The sequence below is a fragment of the Kitasatospora sp. NPDC001540 genome (assembly GCF_042894345.1).
GTDB lineage: Bacteria > Actinomycetota > Actinomycetes > Streptomycetales > Streptomycetaceae > Kitasatospora > Kitasatospora phosalacinea_C.
In genome coordinates this window covers 51029-67789 of record NZ_JBIAVO010000041.1, presented here as the reverse complement: position 1 = coordinate 67789, position 16761 = coordinate 51029, and the positions used below count along the sequence as shown (strand labels likewise).

General features: G+C 74.3%; 17 protein-coding genes. 9 read left to right on the top strand and 8 right to left on the bottom strand.

From position 1 onward, the window contains the following. Positions 1-265: 265 nt before the first annotated feature. Complete coding sequence (locus ACFY00_RS32910) at positions 266-2086, bottom strand: NHL domain-containing thioredoxin family protein (protein WP_388036480.1); 1821 nt, start codon at positions 2084-2086, stop codon at positions 266-268. Positions 2087-2110: 24 nt separating this feature from the next. Here ACFY00_RS32910 and ACFY00_RS32905 point away from each other — a divergent pair, with 24 nt between their 5' ends. Beyond that, complete coding sequence (locus tag ACFY00_RS32905) at positions 2111-2677, top strand: hypothetical protein (RefSeq protein WP_388036477.1); 567 nt, start codon at positions 2111-2113, stop codon at positions 2675-2677. A 15-nt stretch (positions 2678-2692) separates the two neighbouring features. Here ACFY00_RS32905 and ACFY00_RS32900 read toward each other — a convergent pair whose 3' ends face one another. Beyond that, complete coding sequence (locus tag ACFY00_RS32900) at positions 2693-3145, bottom strand: hypothetical protein (RefSeq protein ID WP_388036474.1); 453 nt, start codon at positions 3143-3145, stop codon at positions 2693-2695. 273 nt (positions 3146-3418) lie between these two features. Next, entirely contained in the window at positions 3419-3610 is a 192-nt protein-coding gene (locus ACFY00_RS32895; RefSeq protein WP_388036471.1) for a hypothetical protein, read from the bottom strand. A gap of 11 nt (positions 3611-3621) precedes the next feature. Here ACFY00_RS32895 and ACFY00_RS32890 point away from each other — a divergent pair, with 11 nt between their 5' ends. Further along, on the top strand, positions 3622-4746 hold the full coding sequence (locus tag ACFY00_RS32890; RefSeq protein WP_388036469.1) for a hypothetical protein: 1125 nt from the start codon (positions 3622-3624) through the stop codon (positions 4744-4746). 15 nt (positions 4747-4761) lie between these two features. On the opposite strand, the gene ACFY00_RS32885 is transcribed toward ACFY00_RS32890, so the two are convergent. Then, complete coding sequence (locus tag ACFY00_RS32885) at positions 4762-5487, bottom strand: phosphotransferase (protein ID WP_388036467.1); 726 nt, start codon at positions 5485-5487, stop codon at positions 4762-4764. Positions 5488-5598: 111 nt separating this feature from the next. Here ACFY00_RS32885 and ACFY00_RS32880 point away from each other — a divergent pair, with 111 nt between their 5' ends. The 3 genes from ACFY00_RS32880 (at position 5599) to ACFY00_RS32870 (ending at position 7464) form a co-directional block, all read left to right on the top strand. After that, the gene (locus tag ACFY00_RS32880) at positions 5599-6387 is read left to right on the top strand and encodes an aminoglycoside 3'-phosphotransferase (RefSeq protein WP_388036464.1); all 789 of its coding nucleotides are present in this window, start codon (positions 5599-5601) and stop codon (positions 6385-6387) included. Between the two features lie 69 nt (positions 6388-6456). Further along, on the top strand, positions 6457-6948 hold the full coding sequence (locus tag ACFY00_RS32875) for an LURP-one-related/scramblase family protein (protein ID WP_388036461.1): 492 nt from the start codon (positions 6457-6459) through the stop codon (positions 6946-6948). Between the two features lie 93 nt (positions 6949-7041). After that, positions 7042-7464, top strand: coding sequence for a DUF350 domain-containing protein (locus ACFY00_RS32870; protein WP_388036458.1), 423 nt, complete (start codon positions 7042-7044; stop codon positions 7462-7464). A gap of 16 nt (positions 7465-7480) precedes the next feature. Here the strand turns inward: ACFY00_RS32870 and ACFY00_RS32865 are convergent, their stop codons facing one another. Next, positions 7481-8074 carry a GNAT family N-acetyltransferase gene (locus ACFY00_RS32865; RefSeq protein ID WP_388036456.1) on the bottom strand — a complete coding sequence of 198 codons (594 nt, stop codon included), beginning with the start codon at positions 8072-8074 and terminating at the stop codon, positions 7481-7483. A gap of 131 nt (positions 8075-8205) precedes the next feature. Beyond that, a complete protein-coding gene (locus ACFY00_RS32860) occupies positions 8206-9489 on the bottom strand; it encodes an adenylosuccinate synthase (protein WP_388036453.1) in 1284 nt (427 codons plus the stop codon). Positions 9490-9615: 126 nt separating this feature from the next. On the opposite strand from ACFY00_RS32860, the gene ACFY00_RS32855 reads away from it, so the two are divergent. The 3 genes from ACFY00_RS32855 to purM all read left to right on the top strand — a co-directional run bounded on the left by ACFY00_RS32855 (position 9616) and on the right by purM (position 13388). After that, positions 9616-10431, top strand: a complete 816-nt coding sequence (locus ACFY00_RS32855) for a diacylglycerol kinase (protein WP_388036450.1) — start codon at positions 9616-9618, stop codon at positions 10429-10431. Between the two features lie 193 nt (positions 10432-10624). Beyond that, positions 10625-12220 (top strand): amidophosphoribosyltransferase, encoded by a 1596-nt coding sequence (purF, locus tag ACFY00_RS32850; RefSeq protein WP_388036448.1) that lies wholly within the window; start codon positions 10625-10627, stop codon positions 12218-12220. 91 nt (positions 12221-12311) lie between these two features. After that, the gene (gene purM / locus ACFY00_RS32845; RefSeq protein ID WP_388036445.1) at positions 12312-13388 is read left to right on the top strand and encodes a phosphoribosylformylglycinamidine cyclo-ligase; all 1077 of its coding nucleotides are present in this window, start codon (positions 12312-12314) and stop codon (positions 13386-13388) included. A 139-nt stretch (positions 13389-13527) separates the two neighbouring features. Here the strand turns inward: purM and ACFY00_RS32840 are convergent, their stop codons facing one another. Together ACFY00_RS32840 and ACFY00_RS32835 are read right to left on the bottom strand one after the other, a co-directional pair. Then, positions 13528-13767 (bottom strand): DUF3073 domain-containing protein, encoded by a 240-nt coding sequence (locus ACFY00_RS32840; protein WP_033217334.1) that lies wholly within the window; start codon positions 13765-13767, stop codon positions 13528-13530. 372 nt (positions 13768-14139) lie between these two features. Further along, positions 14140-15282 (bottom strand): Glu/Leu/Phe/Val dehydrogenase dimerization domain-containing protein, encoded by a 1143-nt coding sequence (locus tag ACFY00_RS32835; RefSeq protein WP_388036442.1) that lies wholly within the window; start codon positions 15280-15282, stop codon positions 14140-14142. Between the two features lie 170 nt (positions 15283-15452). On the opposite strand from ACFY00_RS32835, the gene ACFY00_RS32830 reads away from it, so the two are divergent. After that, the gene (locus ACFY00_RS32830; protein ID WP_388036439.1) at positions 15453-16355 is read left to right on the top strand and encodes a hypothetical protein; all 903 of its coding nucleotides are present in this window, start codon (positions 15453-15455) and stop codon (positions 16353-16355) included. Positions 16356-16761: the final 406 nt, after the last annotated feature.

Genomic DNA, 16761 nt, shown 5'->3' with positions numbered 1-16761 from the left:
GTGGGCCTCGTCCCGGTGGGCGGCCCGGTGGCCACCGCCACCGCCCGGCTGCTCGGGGTGCCCGCCGAGCCGGTCGCGGCGGCGGCGGGGGGGGGGGGGGGGGCCCCCCCCGGCCGCGGCGCGGTGGTGGGGGTCGGCGGGGGGGGGGGGGGGGGGGGGGCCCCCCCCCCCCCGGGGGGGGGGGGGGCCCGGGGGGGGGGGGGGGGTGGGGGGGGGGGGGGGGGGGGGGGGGGGGGGGGGGGGGCCCCCCCCCCCCGCCCGCGTCTCACTCCATCCCGGCCAGCACCAGCGGCAGCCGGCTCGCGCCGCCCGCCACCAGCTTCACCGGCACGCCCCAGTCCTGCTGGTGCACGTGGCAGGCCGGGTACTCGATCTCCGGGTCGTCGTCGCAGGACGCCGCCATCGCCGAGACGTGCAGCACGCCCTCGGCGACCTCGGCGGAGAGCACCAGCTCGCGGCTGAGCGCGCTGTCCGCGCCCGCGCCGGAGACCAGCAGCTCGGGCGGGGTCGAGCTGACCAGCAGCCGGGTCGAGGGGCCGTAGCGCTCGTCCAGCTTCTGGCCGGTCGGTGCGGAGAACACCACGTCCAGCCGCAGCGCGCCCGGGGCGACCTCGGTCGCGGCCCGCCGGGTGCGGTGCGCGACCGCCTCCACCCGGACGGCCTCCTCGGGCAGCCGCAGCCTGGTCAGCCGGTGCCGGGCCGACTCCACCACCACGATGTCGCCGTCCACCACCACCGCGCCGGACGGCTCGCGCAGGTCGGTGGCCAGCGTGCTGACCTCGCCGGACGCCGGGTCGTAGCGCCGCAGCGCGTGGTTGTAGGTGTCGCTGACCGCCACCGAGCCGTCCGGTAGCACGGTCACGCCCAGCGGGTGCTGCAGCAGCGCCTGCCCGGCGGCGCCGTCGCGGTGGCCGAAGTCGAACAGGCCGGTGCCGACGGCGGTGCGCACCTCGTGGGTTCCACGTGAAACCCAGCGCAGCGCGGAGGTCTCCGAGTCGGCCACCCACATCCGCTCGCCGTCCGCGGACACCGCCAGGCCGGAGGGCTGGGCGAACCAGGCCTGGTCGGCCGGGCCGTCCACCAGGCCCTCGTTGGTGGTGCCGGCCGCGACCTGCACCGTCCCCGCCACCGGGTCGAAGGACCACAGCTGGTGCACGCCCGCCATCGCGATCCACACCCGGCCGTCGAAGAACGCGACGTCCCACGGCGAGGACAGGTCGACCCCGCGGGCCGGGCCGGCGGTCGGCGAGCCCTGCCACCACTGCTTGCCGGTGCCCGCCAGCGTGGTCACCGAGCCGTCGGCGAGCCGGACGCCGCGCAGCGCGTGGTTCACCGTGTCGGCCACCACCACGTCGTAGCCCAGGTCGAGCCCCTCCGGCACCAGCGCCAGGCCCTGCGGCTCGCTGAACCGCGGCTCGGCGCCGTCCACCAGCCCGCGCACGCCGTCGCCGATCCGCCGCACCACGCTCTCGCCGTCCGCGTCCAGCTCCACCAGCGCGTGGTGCCCCGAGTCCGCGACCAGGTAGTGCCCGTCCGGCAGCCGCACCGCCTTCCCCGGGAAGCGCAGGTCGCCCGCCTGCGGCTCGGGCGCCACGTACGGCCCGTCGCCGCGCCGCAGCGTCCCCTTCGCCGCGTGCTCGGCCTCCAGCTCCTCCACCAGCTTCGCGATCGCGTGCGCGTGCCCCTCGCCCGCGTGCTGGGCGACCACGTACCCCTCCGGGTCGATCACCACCAGCGTCGGCCAGGCCCGCACCGCGTACTGCTTCCACGTCGCCAGCTCGGGATCGTCCAGCACGGGGTGGTGCACCTCGTACCGGGCCACCGCGTCGACCACCGCCCGGTGGTCGGCCTCGTGGACGAACTTCGGCGAGTGCACGCCGACGATCACCACGGTGTCCCGGTGCTTCTCCTCCAACTCCCGGAGCTCGTCCAGGACGTGGAGGCAGTTGATGCAGCAGAAGGTCCAGAAGTCCGCGATCACGATCTTGCCGCGGAAGTCCACCAGGGACAGGTCTTTGCCCCCGGTGTTCAGCCATCCGCCCTTGCCCACCAGTTCGGGGGCGCGGACGCGTGCACGAGAAGTCATGACCCCAGTCAACCCCATCGCGCCGTGGCAGCATTCCGCGCGGGAGTTCGACGGGAGGAGTCGGTGGTGGACGGGGAGGACCCGGCGGGGGTGGAGGAGGAGCGGCGGCGGCTGTACGCGCTGGCGCTGGCGGACGTGGTGCGGGCGCTCGGGCTGCGGATCAGGCTGGGGCCGCGGTACGACCTGCTGAAGGACCACCGGGTGCTGGTCAAGGTGTTCCAGGGGTGCCGCGAGGGCATGGTGCTGCCCGCGGAGGCGCTCGACGCCCTGGCGCGGGCGGCGGTCTACGAGCGGGACCCGAGCTACAACCGCTACTACCTCGACGCGGCGATGAACGCGTTCGGGGTGCAGCGGGTGCGCGACGCGGTGGACGCGCTGGCGCTGGCGGGGAGCGAGGTCGAGCGGGCGGGTGCCGAGCGGGCCGGGTACTGGCTGGGCGGGCTGAACCGCCGCTACCCCGGGATCGTGGCGGCGGACCCGGCCCTCGCCGCGCCGCCGGGCGACCTGGTCGGCCCCGCGCTGCCGCGGGCGTCCGCCGCCGCAGCCGGGGAGGAGGGGGAGGAGCACGCCCGCCCTCCGGCCGGGGCGTGACGTCCGCGGGCGCCTTCAGCGCGCGGGGCGCGGGGCGGTGGTGCGCAGGGTGATCCAGGGCCAGGCGGTGAGGACGAGGGCGATCAGGGCGAGGTCCGGGACGGGGGAGGGGTCGTCCCAGTTGCTGCGCTCGGCGGAGGCGGGGGGCAGCCAGCCGGCCGGGTCCACCAGGAGGGTCAGCGTGGTGCCGGTGGCGGACGGGCCGCAGGAGGGGGCGACCGGGTGCGCCAGCGGGCGTCCGTCGGTGCGCCGGACGTCGCAGACCCAGGACGGGGCGGAGAACAGGCCGTCCGTGCGGTGCGCCCCCGTCACCGTGACCTCGGCGAGCACGCCCCGGTGCTGCCGCAGCTGGTCGGTGAGCAGCCAGCCCGGCAGCAGCAGCAGCGCGAACCCGCACAGCCCGGCCGCCGTCGTCCGCGCCCAGCCCGCCCGCAGCGCGGCCAGCCCGAACAGGGAGGCGGCCAGCACCGCGAGGCCCGCACCGGCGCAGACGTCCTCGTGACCCGCGCCGGTGCCCAGCAGGCCAGGCCGGTCAGGGCGGGCGGGGCGGCGACGGCGAGCAGCACGCCCGTCCGGCGCCGGTGGCGGTCGGGCACCCGTGGGAATCGCATCGTCGCTCCTGGTGTGTTCGCGCGGCCGGCTTCGGTCGGAGCGCTTCGTGCCCCAACTCTCCACCCGTGCAGGACCGTTCGGTGGCGCCGCCGGTTCCGGAGGGTTCCGGGAGAGTTCCGGGGCACGGGGTCAGCCGAGGGTGAGCACCCAGCTGGACAGGCCGCAGAGCCCGATCACCCCGAACGGCGCGGCGAACGCCAGCGAGAGGTCGACCAGGAGCCGGACGGCGCGCCGCACCCGGCCCGGCGGCGGCTCCAGGTCCAGCCGGACGGCCGCGGACCGGGAGACCCCGGGTGCGGCCCGCGCCCGGGGCTCTGGCACGATCGCCCGCCGTGAGGAAGCAACTGCTCCGGCGCTGGACGCTGGTGGACAAGACGTACCGGGTGCTCCTGGCCGCGGCCGTCGTGGCGCTGTGCCTGCCCTACGCGGGCGGCGGCGGGACGGCGGTGCTGCCGACCGCCGCCGGAGCCCTCGCCGGGACGTACGCCCTGCGGTGGTTGTGGGCGGGCTACCTGGCCGGGCCGGGGCGGTGGTTCGGGCTGCGGGCGGTCGGCTGGTCGTTCGGCGTCGGGAGGGTGGTGCGCGCCGCGCTGGGACGGAGCGGGCCGCGCTACCTGCGGCGGATCCCGCTGCCGGTGCTGGCCCCCGTCGCCCTCGGCACCCGGACCGGGGAGCCGCTGCGGCCCGGGCGGCTGGTCCCCGCCCTGCTGCTGTTCCTCGGGGCGGCCGGGTCGGTTGCGTCCCTGCTGGCCCTGGTGGGCGGTGGCTTCGGCCGGTCCGCCGCGGTGCTGTGCCTGCTCGGGGCGGTCCGGCCGGTGCTGCTGACGGTCGCGGTCAGCTCGGGCCCCGCCTCCGGGCCCCTCCCCGCGGACCTGTCGGAGGTGCTGGCGACGCTCCAGCGCGACGTTCCCGAGGCCCGCCGCCTGCTGGACGCGCTGCCGGAGAGCCCCGAGACCCGGGAGGCCGAGCTGAGCGTGCTGCTCGCCGAGGGCCGCTACCGCGAACTGGCCGACAGGGCGGCGGAGTTCACCGCCGTCGGCGAGGAGCACACCGCCCTGCTGCACGCCCGGGCGCTGGCCTACCTGGACGAGACCGGCGCCGCCACCGACGCCGACCGCGCCGCCTTCCACACCCGGTACGCGGTGGCCCGCCACCTGCCGCGCGACCTCCGCACCGGCACCGACCTGACCGCCCTGGACCACCTCGCCCACGGCCGCACCGGCCCGGCCGTCGACGAGGCCCGCTCGGCGGCGGCCGTCGCCAGCCCTCCGCTGCGCCGCAGCATGGCGTACGCGACGCTGGCACTGGCCCTGCACCGGGCGGGGCGTGCCGAGGAGGCCCGCGCCGCGCTGGCCACGGCCCGGCGGACCGGCCCGGCGAGCGCCCGGCTGGAGTTCCTGACCGGCCTGCTCGCCGAGACCGGGACCGAGACCGAGACCGCAACCGCAGGCGCCTGACCGGCGGCCCGCCCGCTACCCCGCCTCCGCCGCTTCCGCCGCGCAGGCGCGGACCAGGGCGAGGGCCGCGTCCAGCCGCCCGTGGTCCGCGGCGTCGAGCATCGGGTCGGCGGCGCGGCGGTCGCGGGCAGCGGCGAGGTGGTGGGCGGTGAGCGGGGGGAGGCCGCGCAGCAGGGGGACCAGGAGGGCGGGGGCGGCCTCGGCGTACTCGGGCGGCATGCCGAGCAGGGCCTGGGCGAGGACGAGGGCGCTCATCGCGCCGTCCAGGCCGGGGTCGCCCTCGGTGGCGTTGGCCCAGTCGATGACGACCGGTCCGCGGGCGGTGAGCAGGACGTTCTCGGGGTGCAGGTCGAGGTGGAGCAGCCGGTCGCCGGGCCGGGCGGCGGTGCGCGGCGGGACGGCGTGCAGGCGGCGCAGCAGGTCGGCGAGTATCCGCCCGGCGGCGTCGGGGGCGAGCGCGCCGGTGGTGACGGCCTGCGCCATGGTGGGGCCGTCCAGCCGTTCCATCAGCAGGTCCGTGGGCCGGTCGCCGGGCCACGCCGCGGGCACCGGGTAGCCGTGCCCGGCGAGGTGCGCCATCAGCTCGGCCTCGCCGCGGGCGTCGGCCCCGGTGCGGTAGCGGCGCAGCACCCGGCCGTCGGGCAGCGCGAAGACGTCGGCGGTCCGGCCGGTGCCGAGCAGTTCGCCGGGCGCCCCGCCGGGCCGTTCGCCGAGTGGTGCGTCGTGGACGTCGTCGAGCACGTGCTGCCCCCGTTCTCCGTACCGGTAGCCGGTAGTACGCCCCGGGGTCGGCCCCGGTTCCCGGCCGGAAACCCGGGTGACGTCCGGCCGCCGCCGCGCGACAATGGCCGGATGATCGCGTACGTACCGGAGGGTGAGGTCGAAGTGCCGCCCCCCGTCGTCGAGTTGGCCGCGGGCGAGCCGATCGTCGCGGTGTGGCGGAACGAGCTGCACGGGGTGACGTTCCGGCTCGGGGACGGGCCGGGGCGGCGGTTCGTGAAGTGGGCGCCGGTCGGCAGCCCGGCGGACCTGGCGGCGGAGGCCGAGCGGATGGGCTGGGCGGGCCGGTTCACCACCGTCCCGGAGGTGCTGGCGCTGGGCGGCGACGGGACGGGCACCTGGCTGCTGACGGCGGGGCTGCCGGGGCGTTCGGCGGTGGACGAGGTGTGGAAGCGGGATCCGGCGACGGCGGTGCGGGCGGTCGGCGCGGGCCTGCGGGCCTTCCACGAGGCGCTGCCGGTGGCCGGGTGCCCGTACGACTGGTCGGCGCCGGGCCGGGTCGCCCGGGCGGTCGCGCTGCGCCGCGACCCGGCCGACTGGCACCCGGACGTGCGCCACCACGGCACCGTGGAGCGGGCGTTGGCGGTGCTCGCCGACCCGCCGCCGGTCGACGTCGAGGTGGTCTGCCACGGCGACGCCTGCGCGCCCAACACCCTGGTCGGCGCCGACGGCCGCCCGTCCGGGCACGTGGACCTGGGCGCGATCGGCCGGGCCGACCGCTGGGCGGACCTGGCGGTGGCGTCCTGGAGCACGGTGTGGAACTACGGCCCGGGCTGGGAGCGTCCCCTGCTGGAGGCGTACGGCGTCGAGCCGGACGCCGAACGCCTCGCCTACTACCGCCTGTTGTGGGACCTCACGTAGGAGCCGGTGGCACCATGTCGGGTGCCGCCCGACGGCGGGCCGGCGAGCACCAGACGAGGAGTCGGGGACATGGGTCGGAAGTTCGTGGTCAAGGAGCGCCTCTTCGCGGTCGGCGACGACTACTGGGTCGAGGACGAGCACGGCGAGAAGGCGTTCCTGGTGGACGGCAAGGTGCTGCGGGTGCGCGACACCTTCGAACTGCGGGACACCGCGGGCAACACGGTCGCCACCATCCGGGAGAAGGTGCTGACCGTCCGCGACGCGATGAAGATCGAGAACGCGGACGGGGACGTGGTCGCGACCGTCCGCAAGAAGCTGTTCACCCCGTTCCACGACAAGTACCACGTGGAGCTGGAGGGCGGCGGCGAGTACGAGGTGCACGGCGACCTGATCGACAAGGAGTACACCGTCAAGGGCGACGGCCACCGCCTCGCCGAGATCTCCCGCAAGTGGTTCCGGATCCGCGACACCTACGGCGTGGAGGTCGAGGACGGCGTCGACGTCCCGCTGATGATCGCGATCGCGGTCTGCCTGGACCGCCTGGTCGAGCACAACGACTGAGGCACGGCCCCCGTCCGCGCCCGCCCCGTGCGCTATGTTGTGCCGGTCCTCGGCACGGGGCCGGCGAGCGGACGGGCAGGAGGGGCGGAGCGGATGGACGACATCCTTCACCAGCTGGGTCACGCGGCGGCGTACGGCGCGGTCGGCCTGGTGCTGCTGCTGCTCGGCGTGCTGCTGGTGGACGCGCTGACGCCCGGTCGGCTGGGCCACCAGATCTGGGTCGAGCGCAACCGCAACGCGGCCGTGGTGCTCAGCTCGGCGCTGCTGGCGATCGGCGCGATCGTGTTCACCGCGGTGATGTCGACCTACCAGGAGTTCGTGAAGGGCCTGGTCGCGGCCGCGGTGTTCGGCCTGTTCGGACTGCTGCTGATGGCCGTCTCGTTCTGGCTGCTGGACCTGGTCACGCCCGGTCGGCTCGGCGAACTGCTGGTCGACCCCGAGCCGCACCCGGCGGTCTGGGTGACCGCCTCCACCAACCTGGCCGTGGCGGCGATCGTCTCCGCCGCCATCTACTGACCCGTCCGGCCGGCCCTCAGCCGGCCGCCAGCCGCTCGGTCAGCCGGGCCTTGGCGGCGGGCCACTCGTCGGCCAGCATCGAGAAGTACACGCTGTCGCGCCAACTGCCGTCCGGCCGCCGCTTGGCGCGCCGGAAGGTGCCCTCGTAGGAGGCGCCGAGCCGCCGGATCGCGTTCTGCGAGCGCTCGTTGAGGTGGTCGGTCTTCCAGCAGACCCGGCCCAGGCCGAGGTCCTCGAAGGCGTGCGCGAGCAGCAGCAGCTTGGCCTCGGTGTTGACCGCCGTCCGCCACACCGCGCGGCCGTACCAGGTGCCGCCGATCTCCACCTGCTCCTCCTCGGCGCTGGCGTCGAAGTAGCAGCTCACCCCGACCGCCCGCCCGCTGCCCACCGCCACCACCGCGAACGGCGTGCAGGTCCGGTCGGCGAGCCGGGCGTCGATGACCTCGGCCATCTCCGCCTCGGTGCGCGGCACGGGCACCGGGATCCACCGCCACACCTCCTCGTCCCCGCCACCGGCCGCGAACAGGTCGGGGACGTGGGCGCGGGTCAGCGGCTCCAGCCGGACGTGGCGGCCGGTGAGGACGACGGGTGCGGGCAGCTTCGCGGTCATGCGCCCCACCGTAGGGTCTCATTGCACCAGGAGCAAGTCACATCTGCACTAGTGCAAATGTCTCGCGGCGTGCGAGAGGCCCGGCACCCCCGCGGCGGGGGTGCCGGGCCTCTCGCGGGCGCCTTCCGGGCCTACAGGAAGGAGTTGATCTCGATGGTCTCGGTCCGGCCGGGGCCGACGCCGATCGCCGAGATCGGGGCGCCGGACATCTCCTCCAGCGCCTTCACGTAGGCCTGCGCGTTCTTCGGCAGGTCGGCGAAGGTCTTCGCCTTCGAGATGTCTTCGCTCCAGCCGGGCAGGTTCTCGTAGATCGGCTTCGCGTGGTGGAAGTCCGACTGGTTGTACGGGAGTTCCTCGACCCGCTGCCCGTCGATCTCGTACGCGACGCAGACCGGGATCTGCTCCCAGCCGGTCAGCACGTCCAGCTTGGTGAGGAAGAAGTCGGTCAGGCCGTTGACCCGGGTCGCGTAGCGGGCGATCACCGCGTCGAACCAGCCGCAGCGCCGGTCGCGGCCGGTGGTGACGCCGCGCTCGCCGCCGATCCGGCGCAGCGCGTCGCCGTCGGCGTCCAGCAGCTCGGTCGGGAACGGGCCCGAGCCGACGCGGGTGGTGTAGGCCTTGAGGATGCCGATGACCCGGTCGATCTTGGTCGGGCCGATGCCGGAGCCGGTGCAGGCGCCGCCGGAGGTCGGGTTCGACGAGGTGACGAACGGGTACGTGCCGTGGTCCACGTCCAGCAGGGTGCCCTGGCCGCCCTCCAGCAGGACGACCTTGTTCGCCTTCAGCGCCTCGTCCAGGACGAGGGTGGTGTCGGCCAGGTACGGCTTGATCTTGTCCGCGTAGCCCAGGTACTCCTCGAGCACCAGCTCGGCCGGGATCGCGCGCCGGTTGTAGAGCTTCACCAGCAGCTGGTTCTTGTCGTGCAGCGCGGCTTCGATCTTCTGGCGCAGGATCGACTCGTCGAACAGGTCCTGGACCCGGATGCCGACGCGGTTGATCTTGTCCGCGTAGGCGGGGCCGATGCCGCGGCCGGTGGTGCCGATCCGGCGCTTGCCGAGGAAGCGCTCGGTGACCTTGTCCAGCGTCCGGTGGTACGGGGTGATCAGGTGCGCGTTGCCGGAGATCAGCAGCTTCGAGGTGTCGATGCCGCGCTCGTCCAGGCCCTTGAGCTCGGAGAGCAGCACGCCCGGGTCGATCACGACGCCGTTGCCGATCACCGGCACGACGTTGGGGCTGAGGATGCCGGAGGGCAGCAGGTGCAGGGCGTACTTCTGGTCGCCGATGACCACCGTGTGACCGGCGTTGTTGCCGCCCTGGTAGCGGACGACGTAGTCGACGGAGCCGCCGAGGAGGTCGGTGGCCTTCCCCTTGCCCTCGTCTCCCCACTGGGCACCAACGAGCACGAGTGCCGGCACAGGCGTACACCCCTTCCGGTTGGGGCATCCTGCGTAGACCGCAGTCTGGCCCGAGATGGACGAAGCCCCTGGCGCAACGGCGCAAGGGGCTCTTGCACCGAGAGATTACCTGAGGAAGGACCGGTCGTGTCGTCGCTGTCCACGCCCGTATCCCGCCCCCCGGACGACACCGGGGGCCCCGGGCCGCTGCTGGTGCTGCTCGACCCCTCGGCGCGGGAGGCCGACGGCGAGTCGGTGCGGATCGCCAAGGACGTGCTGTGCGGCGGCGCCGACGTGAAGGTCGCGCTGCCGGAGAGCCCGTCCGAGCTGGACCGGGTGCTGGCGCACCGGGGGCGGCGGCGGGCCGTGGTGATCGGCTCCGACCAGGCGCTGCAGCGGGTGCTGCAGGCCCTGCACCGGCAGCGCGAGCTGGACGCCGGCCCGGTGGGCCTCGTCCCGGTGGGCGGCCCGGTGGCCACCGCCACCGCCCGGCTGCTCGGGGTGCCCGCCGAGCCGGTCGCGGCGGCCCGGGCGGTGCTGGGCGGCACCGCCCGGCGCCTGGACCTGCTGCTGGACGACGGCGGCGGCGTGGTGCTGGCCGAGGTGCGCTTCACCGGGCCGCGCCAGGGCCGACCGGGTGGTTGGCGTTCGCTATGGGCGAAACTGGCTGCGGCCGAGCAGGCGAGCCCCTCCCGCCCGGAGGAGCTGCGGATCGAGGCCGACGGCCGCCTGCTGGCCGACGTCCACCAGCGGGTCCGCCACCTGCGGGTGGCGATGGTCGACGGCGCGATGGAGCTCGCCCTGGACCTCGACGGCCGCCCGCAGCGCCACCGGGCCGGCCTGCTCACCGTGGTCGGGCGCGACTTCGGCTACGAGGCCGACGGCTGCCCGGTCGGCCCGGTCCGGCACCGCACCTGGACGGTCCGTCCCGCCTCCTGGCGGTTGCTGCTGCCCGCCGCCTGAGCACCCGGGGCGCTCCCGGTCACCCAGGGTGAGCAGGCTCACGTTCGTCCGCCCGTCCACCGTGCGAAGGCCTGATGACAAGGGCGTGAACCCGGCCCCCCGTTGTGCGAAAAGCTGGTAAGAGGCGGTATCTACGCGCGTACCAGGAGGCTGCCATCAGGCCGTTCGCCCCGGCTGCCCTAGACTCGGAGACGTGCCACGTGGTGACGGACGACTCAACCACGACCTCCTCCCCGGCGAGAAGGGCCCCCAGGACGCTTGCGGCGTCTTCGGTGTCTGGGCTCCCGGCGAAGAGGTCGCGAAGCTCACGTACTTCGGCCTCTATGCCCTGCAGCACCGCGGACAGGAATCCGCGGGCATCGCAGTGAGCAACGGCTCCCAGATTCTCGTCTTCAAGGACATGGGACTCGTCTCCCAGGTCTTCGACGAGACCTCCCTGGGGTCGCTGCACGGGCATATCGCCGTCGGACATGCCCGCTACTCGACCACCGGGTCCTCGGTCTGGGAGAACGCCCAGCCGACCTTCCGCGCGACCGTCCACGGCTCGCTGGCCCTCGGCCACAACGGAAACCTGGTCAACACCGCCGAACTCGCGGCGATGGTCGCCGAACTGCCGGGCGAGGAGCACGTCTCCCGCTCCGGCCGGACCGCGGCCACCAACGACACCGACCTGCTGACCGCCCTGCTGGCCGGCCACCCGGACCTGACCATCGAGGAGACGGCCCGCAAGGTGCTGCCCGGCGTCAAGGGCGCCTTCTCGCTGGTCTTCATGGACGAGCACACGCTCTACGCCGCCCGCGACCCGCAGGGCATCCGCCCGCTGGTGCTCGGCCGGATCGAGCGCGGCTGGGTGGTGGCCTCCGAGACCTCCGCCCTCGACATCGTCGGCGCCAGCTTCATCCGCGAGGTCGAGCCCGGCGAGCTGATCGCCATCGACGAGAACGGCATGCGCACCTCGCGCTTCGCCGAGGCCAAGCCCAAGGGCTGCGTCTTCGAGTACGTCTACCTGGCCCGCCCGGACACCACCATCTCCGGCCGCAACGTGCACCTCTCCCGGGTGGAGATGGGCCGTCGGCTGGCCGCGGAGTCCCCGGTCGAGGCCGACCTGGTGATAGCGACACCGGAGTCCGGCACCCCCGCCGCGATCGGCTACGCCGAGGCCAGCGGCATCCCGTTCGGCTCCGGCCTGGTGAAGAACGCCTACGTGGGCCGCACCTTCATCCAGCCGAACCAGACCATCCGCCAGCTCGGCATCCGGCTCAAGCTGAACCCGCTCAAGGAGGTCATCCGGGGCAAGCGCCTGGTGGTCGTGGACGACTCGATCGTCCGCGGCAACACCCAGCGCGCGCTGGTCCGGATGCTGCGCGAGGCCGGGGCGGCCGAGGTCCACATCCGGATCTCCTCGCCGCCGGTGAAGTGGCCGTGCTTCTTCGGCATCGACTTCGCCACCCGCGCCGAGCTGATCGCCAACGGCCTGTCGGTCGAGGAGATCGGCCGCTCGCTGGGCGCCGACTCGCTGGCCTACATCTCGATCGACGGGATGATCGAGGCCACCAAGCAGCCCAAGGACCAGCTCTGCCGGGCCTGCTTCGACGGCGAGTACCCGATGGAGCTGCCCGACCCGGCGCTGCTCGGCAAGCTCCTGCTCGAGGCCGAAATTGCCGGTGCGGCGAGCCCCGGCTACCAGGCCAAGCAGCCCGTCCGCGGCAGCAAGCAGACCAGCGACCTCGACGGCGTGCAGTCGCTGCTGGGCGGCGCCGGCGCGGCGGACGCGCTGCGGCGCCCGTAACCGTGCGCACCGCCCCCGGCACGGGGCCGGGGGCACCCTCCCGGCCGCGGCCGGGGGAGGCAGCACCACCACTTCGAAAGGGCCACATCGAGTGACCAGCAACGAGACCGGGGCGACCTACGCCGCCGCGGGTGTCGACATCGAGGCCGGCGACCGTGCCGTCGAGCTGATGAAGCAGTGGGTGAAGAAGAGCAACCGGCCCGAGGTGGTCGGCGGGCTCGGCGGCTTCGCCGGACTGTTCGACGCCTCCGCCTTCAAGCGCTACGAGCGCCCGCTGCTGGCCACCGCCACCGACGGCGTCGGCACCAAGGTCGCCATCGCCCAGGCCATGGACAAGCACGACACCATCGGCCACGACCTGGTCGCGATGGTCGTCGACGACCTGGTGGTGTGCGGCGCCGAGCCGCTGTTCATGACCGACTACATCTGCGTCGGCAAGGTCGTCCCGGAGCGGGTCGCCGCGATCGTCAAGGGCATCGCCGAGGGCTGCACGCTGGCCGGCTGCGCGCTGGTCGGCGGCGAGACCGCCGAGCACCCGGGCCTGCTCGGCCCGGACGAGTACGACGTCGCGGGCGCGGGCACCGGCGTGGTCGAGGCCGACGCGCTGCTGGGCCCGGACCGGGTCCGCGCGGGCGACGTGGTGATCGCGATGGCCGCCTCCGGCCTGCACTCCAACGGCTACTCGCTGGTCCGGCACGTGCTGCTGAACCAGGCCGGCTGGTCGCTGGACCGCCGGGTCGAGGAGTTCGGCCGCACCCTCGGCGAGGAGCTGCTGGAGCCGACGAGGATCTACTCGCTGGACTGCCTGGCGCTGACCCGCGCCACCGAGGTCCACGCCTTCTCGCACGTCACCGGCGGCGGCCTGGCCGCCAACCTGGCCCGGGTCATCCCGGACGGCCTGCACGCCCGCCTGGACCGCGGCACCTGGACGCCGCTTCCGGTCTTCCGCACCATCGCCGAGGTCGGCGCGATGCGGACCCTGGAGATCGAGAAGACCCTCAACATGGGCGTCGGCATGGTCGCCGTCGTCCCGCCGGAGTCGGTCGACACCGTGCTCGCCGTCCTGGAGGACCGCGACGTGGAGGCCTGGCTGCTGGGCGACGTGGTCGAGCGCACCGACGAGCACGAGGGCGGCGCCGCGCTGTACAACGCCTACGAGGCGTTCTGAGCCGAGGCACGTCGAGGGGGCCCCGTCGCGCTGCGGCGGGGCCCTCCGCGTCCGCCCTCCGGCCGGTGCCCCGCGCGGGGACGCCGAAAACCGGCCCGGCGCTCACGGGGAGCGCTCGGACCGGCCCGGTCGGAGAACGTCAGGCGCGGCGACGAGCCGGAGGGGTGTCCTCGTCGTCATCGTCGTCGTCGTTGTACCTGTCGGCGTACGCCGCGTAGGGGTCGTCCTCGTCGTCGTCCTCGATCGGTTCAGGCTCGATCGCGGTGGACGGAGATACACCCAGCTCGTGAGACAGACGGTTAGCGTCGAACCCGCCGCTGTTGTACTTCAGCTCGCGGGCGACCTTCGTCTGCTTGGCCTTGGCCCGGCCGCGCCCCATGGGTCGACCCCCTCAACGGTGGGGCTCACGGCCCCGAGTCTGACACGTGTTGATGATCAGGTCCGGTCTGCCCGAAGTGGGAAACCGTCCCTTGGAGCATTAACGGTACCTGTTTCCGCCGCCGGACGGTACGTCGCCGGTGTCACGTGGCGCGCACCCTGGCCCCCCCGAACCGGGTCGGCCCAGGTCAGAGGGGAATTACGGGGCTTTCGCAGGCTGTCCGGCACGTGGCCGGACCCGTCGTTCCTGCAGAGATTATCCCCCGAAGGGGGCGCGGTATCGCCCGATCGGGGGACGGACTGAGAATCCGGTTCCACATCGTGATGCGCGGGGCCGGGCGGTGCCGGCCCCGCGCGCACGGGCGGTCGCGGGTCAGCCCCGGCGGGCGCCCGGGAGCAGCACCGAGCGGAGCGCGCTGATCTCGCGCATCCGCTTCTCGGCGAGCCGGTCGGCGGCCACCGCCGGGGGCACGCCGTCGGCGGCGGCGCGGGTGAAGATCTCCAGCGTGGTGTCGAAGATCCTCGTCGCCTTGTTCTTCGCCCGGTCGAAGTTGAAGCCCTCGATCTCGTCGGCGACCTGGATCACGCCGCCGGAGTTCACCAGGTAGTCGGGGGCGTAGAGGATGCCGCGGTCGGCGAGGTCCTTCTCGACGCCGGGGTGGGCGAGCTGGTTGTTGGCCGCGCCGCAGACGATCGAGGTGCCGGCCGCGCCGAGCGCCGCGACGCTCTCGTCGGTGAGCGCGCCGCCGAGCGCGCACGGGGCGTAGACGTCCAGCGAGGCGTTCAGCAGGGCGGCGGTGTCGGCCACCACCTCGACCTCCGGGTGGGCGGCCCGGACGCGGTTCACGGCGGCCTCGGAGACGTCCGTGACGACCACGGTGGCGCCGTCCTCCAGCAGGTGGCCGACCAGGTAGTGGCCGACCTTGCCGACCCCGGCCACGCCGACCCGCCTGCCGCGCAGGGTCGGCTGGCCCCAGCGGGCCCGGGCGGAGGCGCGCATGCCCTGGAAGACGCCGAAGGCGGTGAGGATGGAGGAGTCCCCGGCGCCGCCGTGCTCGGGCGAGCGGCCGGTGACGAACTCGGTCTCCCGGGCCACCACGTCCATGTCCTGGACGTAGGTGCCCACGTCGCAGGCGGTGACGTAGCGGCCGCGCAGGGACTGCACGAAGCGCCCGTAGGCGCGCAGCATCGCCTCGTTCTTGTCCTTGTTCGGGTCGCCGATGATGACGGCCTTGCCGCCGCCGAGGTCGAGCCCGGCGAGGGCGTTCTTGTAGCTCATCCCGCGCGAGAGGTTCAGCGCGTCCTGCAGCGCCTCCTCCTCGGTCGCGTACGGGAAGAAGCGGGTGCCGCCGAGGGCGGGGCCGAGGGCGGTGGAGTGGACGGCGATGATCGCCTTGAGGCCGGAGGAGCGGTCGTGGCAGAGCACGACCTGCTCGTGGCCCTCGCCGTCCCGGTCGGTGCCGAAGACTCGGCCCAGCACGCCTGGTGCGGGGTGCGTGGTGTGTACGTCGGTCACTGTGGTGACTCCAGTAGGGATGGCCCGCGGCGGTGGTGCGGGCGTCTGGACAGAAGCCTAGTGCCGGGGTCGCCTTCGAATCTGCCCCCGGAGGCCCCGGGAACACAACGACCGAAGCCGTTCGCACGACACCCTGACGGTTCCTGCGGGCGCGTGCGACGATGCGGAGCGTGACCGCTTGGCGCACGACCGTGCTTCCTCCGTACACCGCGCAGCTTCGGGTCTACGAGCCGCTGGCGGCCTTCCCCGAGCCCGACCGCGCCCGCTGGCAGGCGTACGCCGCCGAGCACGGCCCCGACGCGGAGGGGCCGGGGCGGCCGGTCACCGCGGCGGCGCTGGCCGAGCAGCGGGCCGCGCTGGCCGGTCTGGCGGGCCTGACGCCCCGTCCGCTGCCCGAGAAGGAGGACGAGCGGGCGTACGTGCGGGTGCTGGACGGGGTGGTCTACGTCTGCCCGTGGACGACCCGGCTGCGCGGCTGGCTGGCCCTGCAGGAGCTGCAGCGGACGCTGCCCGCGCACCTGGTGGACACCGTGCTGCCCCCGGCCCTGCGGGCGGCCGCGGAGGCGGACCGGGCGCAGTGGCAGCTGGAGCACCCGGACGCCCGGCCGTGGATCGCCACCAGCCGCTGGGAGGTGCCGCTGCGCTGGTTCCTGCCGTTCGGCGAGGAGGACCGGCAGCACGTGCCGGAGGGCGAGTACGGCTCCTCGGGGGAGGGCGAGCGGCCGGAGCCGGCCGCGCTGTTCTACCTGACGTCGATGGTGCAGGCCCGCCGCCGGGTGGCCCGGGCCTACCGGGTGCTGCGGGAGCGGACGCCGGGCGGGTCGCTGGGGGACGGCGCGGAGGAGGTCGGGCGGTGGCTGGAGGAGTTCCACCCGCGCTCGCTGGTGGAGCTGGACTACGGCGGCCTGGCCCGGCTGCTGGGCCCGCGGGGGCTGGCCCAGGAGCGCTCGGTGGGCGAACTGGCGGACGGGCTGGGCTCCTTGCGGGCCGGGGACACCGGGGCGGCGCTGCGGGCCTACGAGGGGCTCACGGCGCGCTGGCGGCGGGTGCTGGCGCTGCGGCAGGCCTCCTGAACCGGCCGGGGGAGGCGGGGCGCGGGAGGGCGGCGGGGGTGACGGGGCGTCAGGAAATTGCCCCTGGCCGAATGTCGGTGCGGCGGGGGAGGATGGTCCGTACCATTGCCACGGTTTCCGGGACCATGGTCCCGGATCGGGTCAATCCCCATGGAACGTGATACAACTCACCGTTGACGCGAACTCAGACCTATGTGCCAAAATGGGACAACCAACCCAAGGCCGTACAGCGTGTCGCACCGTGACCGGACGTCACCACTGCGTGACTGTCCGCTATGGGGTGGTCCGGGGCCTTCCGTCGCTCTTGAACCCGTGAGGGGTCAATTTTGACGGTTTGGCCGATGGGGCTGGACGGATGGTGTAGTTGTAGACACCAGGACAAGCCGTTCGTCCTATAACCGACTCG